Raw genomic sequence first — 6557 nt, 5'->3', positions numbered from 1 at the left:
CACCAGTTTCGTTTCCTCCACCGGTTTCACTACCTCCACCAGTTTCGTTTCCTCCGCCGGTTTCGCTTCCTCCGCCAGTTTCGTTGCCTCCTTCGGTTTCAGTTTCCTGCCAATCGGGAATACCATTCGGCTCATCTTCATTGCCATTGCCGTTAATATCGTTTTTATCTTTTATATCCAGCGAATAAACAAGTACTAATTTCCCATCTGGTATGGGATCTTCCTCTACGTCCTCAGGGTAGGTAAAGGAAACTTTCCTGCCCTCCAACTGATAGGACGAAAGGCCGCCTTTGTTATCCCATTCATCATCGGTCAAAATATCGTCAAACACGTAGTTTTCTGCATTATATGTCTGGGTTTTAGGTGCAATATAAATGCCTGCCGAACCGACTTTTTCATATAAGGTAGCTATTTCTATATTCTCTCGCTCACTGACAGGCTGAGGATCCCCAACGGTGCCGTCATAAAGACTATAGAATACTTTTACAGTTGAATAAGGCTGCAGATAGTCTGGGACTCCATCCGGATCGGTTCCCGGAATCGCTCCTCGGTTGTCAACTGCATAATAGAGCGTGTGCGTTCCCAAACCATACTCAGTATCGCTCATTGTCAGTGCCAAATCGGAAATTGCCGCATTAACCTGTAACTGATTCAGTGTATATTCCTTGTCAAAGATATAATGATCTTCTCCGCTTCCTAATTGTATTTCATTTGCTATTAAATAGTTGTAATGATTGTCCTTCGGACCTGAAACAGGGAATGGTCCGCCAATTTCGGCAGGGAAGCTGCTGACAGATTTACCATCCCAGATTTCATATAAAACGCTGCCACTTGTCAAAGCAGCTTTTGCCCGGAGTTCCAATACATTAATGTTTTTTAACGCATTCGTACCGGACAGATTGAAAACATTACCATGACCCGGAGAATAGTTTATAATTTCAGCATTTGCACCTGATCTTAGAGTTGCTGAGTATTGTTCTCCATCCAGCACCCACTGGTAAGGGGCATCCGGGGAGGTTATGTAGTTGTTTTCAAGGGCCATCTGATTTCCTGGATTGATATTCCCTGTTATAGACACATTGTTTTCAGGTAAAAACACCCAAGAACGAATCCCATTTGTTTTTATGTTCAAGCTTGCATTGCTGGAGCTCTTGATTACATAAGAGTTTGTGTCGCTCTTGCTATTGAATAATACAACATTTTTGGGATTTGTAAATGAAATGCCGGGGTTGCTGTCCCGCAAAGTAATCAGGGATTCTGCCTGCGAATTATTCTTGGCAATAAGGTTTACTTCGGCACTATCTGCAATGCTGATAGTGTTTGCACTGACCATTGAGTTGTTGGCATTGGCAGCTGAACCAGCATAATCCACAACATATGTCCACTTTGCCCCTTCACCGACACGAATTGAGTCCGCCGTAAAATAGGCAGGAAGATTGCTTACATCATTTGTATTAAACTTTTTATCAGCTTTGATATCGAAGACAACACTTGCCTGATCCCCAATTATAAGGCTGCCAAGCTTGTAGTAATCGGTAATAAATCCATTGCCGCCGCCAACATGGTGATATTCAAACACAGCATTTTCTCCAACGATAAACGGAGTGGAATAGGAGGATGTATGGGTACCAATTAAACCGGTTGTATAGGTAGATTGCTTTGTTTTTCCCGCCTCATCCTTAATGATCAGAGAAGCGTCGTCTGCTACCTTCACGTAGCTGTCCCCATACCAGTAAATATAGAAGATCGGATCAATATCACCGAGAACACCCCCGCCGTCTGCCGGAGAGTCCTGTTTGGCGATGGTATTATTTCCTTCAAATGTAATAAAATTTGCGGCAATGGTTTCAGAAGCGTGGGTATCCTGCCACAAAGCTCCATAGGACGCAGAGCCAGATGACGGCAAACTTCCTCCATATCCTTCCGAATCAACTCCGCTTCCTCCTGATCCATTGCGGTAACTCATCGTAATGTCACAGTCTCTAAATAATACCTGCGGTTTATAAACTGGATATATAGCAATATCACCCATACCCGGTCCTTTGTAAGTAACATGATCAAAGGTAATCTGTACATCATTCACGACATTACCCACCGGAAAGTAACAGCCAACCTCACTACTGCCGTACCATGTAATATCTTTCATCGTAAATGACTTTACCTTACTCGCGTTAGGAAAATAAAAATTGCCATTCTCGACAATCGTATGGGGCCACTTAAATATAATCTTATATTGATTCTGGCCATCGATTACGAAGCTGCCGTCACCACCGGCATTTGCTTTATTTCCAACCAAAATCCCTTGCGGTTGTCCAGAGTAACCAGGCTGAGCCGTACTTTGATAATTACTGTTCCAATTGCCCAGCGCATTTGTCATTCCATACTCTATAACAACATCCGCGGCAAGCGTAATTTTCCAGGTATTATTACTATTAACTGCCTGAATAAATTCTTTGGCAGTGCTTACTGTAACCTCCCCAGTCTCTTCTGCAAATATCCTTATTGGGAACATCGCGCAGAGCAAAACCATCACCAAGAGCAAGCTGATTATTTTGCTGCTTTTACGGTGTCTCATTGTTTGCATATGTTTTCCTCCTATTTTTTGATCCCCCTTTATTACTGAAATTAAAGGGCATCCTGTTCTTATTAGACCCAGCTGCTTTTCCTGCGAAAGGTTTAAGGTCCTAACTCTTTTCATAATTGTCAAACTTTGAAGCTTTTTATTTAGAGACAACATCCCTACTTTAAAATTCATCTGTAAAGTTGCAACAGGTACATATAACGCCCCATAACATCAGTAATATTACAAAATATCATAGGCGCTTTTTATCAAAATGTATTCACTCCAGTACCCCTGTGCAGCCTTTAAGATCTCCGCCTTTTTTTGCTGCATCATCTTTATTAAAGAAGCCGCAAGCCATGTTTAATTGCATTGCTTCTTCTCCAGCTGCTGTACAAGCGCTCCGTTAAGCTACATAAATAATAACCTGAATGGCATAATTTATTGTTATAAGAAATTTTTCTGAATCCTCCTTTCAAAAAGTAATTATTGATTTTAAACTTTACTTTGGAAGTATAGTATAAATAACTGCATTTATTAAACCCACGTAGTGAATTAGGGGTTTGGTGTATTAAATTTTCCACCAATGGAAGAAAGTACTATTCCCTCTCATACAAGTACTAAAAAGTCATCCGATTGTAAATAATCTAAAATCCCTATTGACTCTTACATTGTGGTATACTTTATACTGTAGTTGAGCTCAAAGAACACATATATGTGAGGAAATAAAAATGCTGAAAATAGGTGATTTTTCAAAATTATCAAGGGTTAGTATACGTATGCTTCGGCATTACGATGAGATCGGCCTGTTAGTGCCTAAAACCACGGATAGCTTTACCGGCTATCGTTACTATGGGGAGGATCAACTGCCGATTGCAGGCAGAATCATAGCCCTTAAGGATATGGGGTTTGGCCTTGTTCCAATTGGAGAAATCCTGAAGAACTACGATAATCCCCGGGCATTAGCTGATTTTCTGACAGTGAAGCAGGCTGAGGTTCAGGCGGAAGCCGAAGAAACAGGCCGCCGTTTACTGCTCCTTGACACAGCCATCAAACGGCTGAGAAAGGATGAGACCGCTATGAATTACAATGTTACATTAAAAAACCTACCGGAGCGCTATGTTGCCAGTGTACGAAAGGTGATTCCCGCCTACGATCAGGAAGGCATCCTGTGGAACCTTATGATGACAGAAACAGCTCCACTGCAGCTTCAGCAGGCTGACAATTGCTGCAGCCTTGCAATTTTCCATGACGAGGGATATAAGGATCGCGACGTGGATGTAGAAATACAAATCACGGTAAAAGGGTACTATCAAGATACTGAACACGTTGTGTTTAAAACCATGCCTGCGGTGGAGATTGCTTCAGCAACCTATAAGGGCAGCTACGAGCAGATCACCACTGTAAACCATGCGGTGGCAAATTGGGTAAATGACAATGGTTATGAATTTAACGGAGGTATGTTCTGCATCTATCATGTCAGCCCTGCTCAGACTCAGAACCCTGATGAGTTAGTAACCGAGGTTTGCTATCCTGTTAAAAAGAAATAATGATTACAGCAGAAAAAACCGTTTGCGATTTGCATACGGTTTTTTCTGCGTAAAGACAAAGGCTTACATTTTCATCTTTTTCTACGTTTTGTTCGTTGTGTACCGGGAAAAGTTTCCAATCTCATTTCTATGGCGGTACACCGCTATCTTCTATTTCATGCAGGCCACAAATCCGGGCTTATTTCCAGTCTTAGCTCTTACCGGAGAAAACCGTAAATCGCTTTTTCATACGTTAGGCAATTCTGATGAGTTCTCCTCCTCAATGTGATGTTTCGTTCGCATTTTCATATATAAGATCGCAAATTCGAATTCCACTTAGCATTTCAATCGTTTTAGACTGGATGGATTCAAAAATTCGATGCACCATACATGTTGGGGCAGCATTTCTGCTGCAGTATCCATCCTCTTCCAAACATCGATTGATGCATATACTTCCCTCCATCGCCTCAACAATATCGTATAATGTTATGTCTGCAGCATCTTTTGCTAAACGGTATCCTCCCTTTGGGCCTTGTACAGACTCTACGAACCCTAACCGCTTGATTTTTGCGGCTATCTTATTGAAATAGTTATAGGTCATACCTAATTGCGCTGCTGCCTCTTTTGCTGTTGTCACTTGAACACCCTGCTGAGCCATATAAAGGATGATCCGAATCGCATAGTCCGTTGTAATCTGGAATCTCATTGTATTTACTCCAAAATAGAAATTTTGTAATATCAATACTTTACTTTGCGAGTATAATTTGAAACTTGGTTTTTCTGGAAATATATGTACTCAATTTTAGTTTTTATGTATTGAATTTAGCTGTTAAAAAATAAAAACCTCTGATATGTCCTTCCCACCACAGACCGATAATTGAGAACAACAAATAAGGAATTAAGAGCATAATAAATACTATTTTTGGCAATAAATGCTATTTTATATTTAATCTTTTGCTCCATCTATATTCATTTATACGAATTGTGGCAAATGCTGCTTGTTGGACTAATTTCTTCCACCGAACAGAGGTTTTTCTTATGAAAGGAGGTAACCGATGTCATTTTTATTACGGTTTGTCGCAGAATCCCTTTTTACCGTGTACAGTGTATCTTTTCTTCTTTATCATAGAAGGAATTTTTTGTTGAAGCGAAATCACTTGATATTCTTCCTGGTTTCTGCAGTCATTAATTGGAGCTTCAGTGCTGCTGGGGGATTGGCCATATCCTCACATTTTGGAGCTCTGGCCCTCTTATTGATCGTTTTGCTGGAATTAAAAGGATTGTATCAAATGAATCCGATGCAGCTTCTTTTTGAGAGTGGCTATTTTGTCGCAGTTTTATATTGGGGAAGAGGAATTGTATTGCCGGTCTTCGCTCTGATTCTGAACCATAGCGAACAGTGGGTAAGGCAAGACAAGTTTTACTACCCTATTGCATGGATCCTCTCCTTATTAGTGATACTCGTTTACAATTTGCTTTTTCGCCATTTCATCGCTCCAAAAGCGAAGGTCAAAACGTTCTACCGCAGCAATGAACAGATCCGGTTCGTGGCTATTTTTCAAGTTTGCCTTCTGGGATATCTGCTGTTTATCAACCTGGGGCGGTATTATGCGGCGGATTTGCCCTGGTATAACATGGCCTGCATCATCTCCTGTATCATCTGCTTTGCTGCACAGGGATCACTCGTCTACCGGGGAATCAAAACCAGTTCCCTTTTGAAATATGAATTACATACTGAATTGCAGCAGCAGCAGCTCGAAAGACAATTGCGGCATTATAAAGCGTATCAGAAATATGCCGAGAGCTTTCAGGCTTTCAAACAGGATTACACTCACATGATAACCTCTGTAAAATCTCTGTTATCCATCGGTGAATATCAGAAAGCAATAAGTTTGCTCGATACCATTCACGAGATAAGCCAAAAGCAAGTTCCGGTCCAACATTCCTATTCAAATAATATCCTGCTTAATGCTCTCCTGCAGGACACCGCAGCTCGATGCGAGGAGCAATCCACACAATTTTCAGCTAATGTCTATCTTCCCATCGGTCATAATATTTCTGAAACCGATATTGTCCGTATGTTTACAAACCTGTTCAATAATGCGGCAGAGGCTTGTGCAAAAGTCACTTCTGATTCCGAAAGATTTATTGCCATCACAAGCAGATTTATTTCCAACAATGGCTGGCTTAAAATCGAAACAGCAAACTCATTTCATGGGAAAGTAGTCATCCGTAATGGAATCCCAGAATCAACAAAGCCTAATCGGGATTTTCATGGCCTTGGTTTATCAATCATTGATGAGACGGCAACAAAATTAGGTGGTATAATGGTCATAGATGTAGATCAGAAGGAAATGATATTTAGGACAACGCTTTTACTGCCTGTTAACATACAACGATGGAATAAAAAGGAAACCAAAATCCGTCCGGCTTCTCCTGCGTAAGGCATGACACTTCATTTTATTACA

At 41.0% G+C, this 6557-nt stretch carries 4 protein-coding genes; 2 read left to right on the top strand and 2 right to left on the bottom strand.

Features of this window, described 5'->3' with window-relative positions; genetic code table 11:
• Window positions 1-2584: pectate lyase-like adhesive domain-containing protein (locus RT269_RS23200; RefSeq protein ID WP_313186176.1), on the bottom strand; the 2584-nt coding region annotated here is incomplete at its 3' end.
• A 707-nt stretch (window positions 2585-3291) separates the two neighbouring features.
• Between RT269_RS23200 and RT269_RS23195 the strand changes: the two genes are divergently transcribed.
• A complete protein-coding gene (locus RT269_RS23195) occupies window positions 3292-4110 on the top strand; it encodes a MerR family transcriptional regulator (RefSeq protein WP_313186175.1) in 819 nt (272 codons plus the stop codon).
• Between the two features lie 259 nt (window positions 4111-4369).
• Here the strand turns inward: RT269_RS23195 and RT269_RS23190 are convergent, their stop codons facing one another.
• Complete coding sequence (locus tag RT269_RS23190; RefSeq protein ID WP_313186174.1) at window positions 4370-4795, bottom strand: RrF2 family transcriptional regulator; 426 nt, start codon at window positions 4793-4795, stop codon at window positions 4370-4372.
• 349 nt (window positions 4796-5144) lie between these two features.
• On the opposite strand from RT269_RS23190, the gene RT269_RS23185 reads away from it, so the two are divergent.
• Window positions 5145-6533 carry a sensor histidine kinase gene (locus tag RT269_RS23185; protein WP_313186173.1) on the top strand — a complete coding sequence of 463 codons (1389 nt, stop codon included), beginning with the start codon at window positions 5145-5147 and terminating at the stop codon, window positions 6531-6533.
• The last annotated feature ends 24 nt before the right edge of the window (window positions 6534-6557 follow it).

Source organism: Lacrimispora sp. (genome assembly GCF_032078915.1).
Taxonomy (GTDB): Bacteria; Bacillota; Clostridia; order Lachnospirales; family Lachnospiraceae; genus Lacrimispora.
This window is presented reverse-complemented; position numbering and strand designations above follow the sequence as displayed.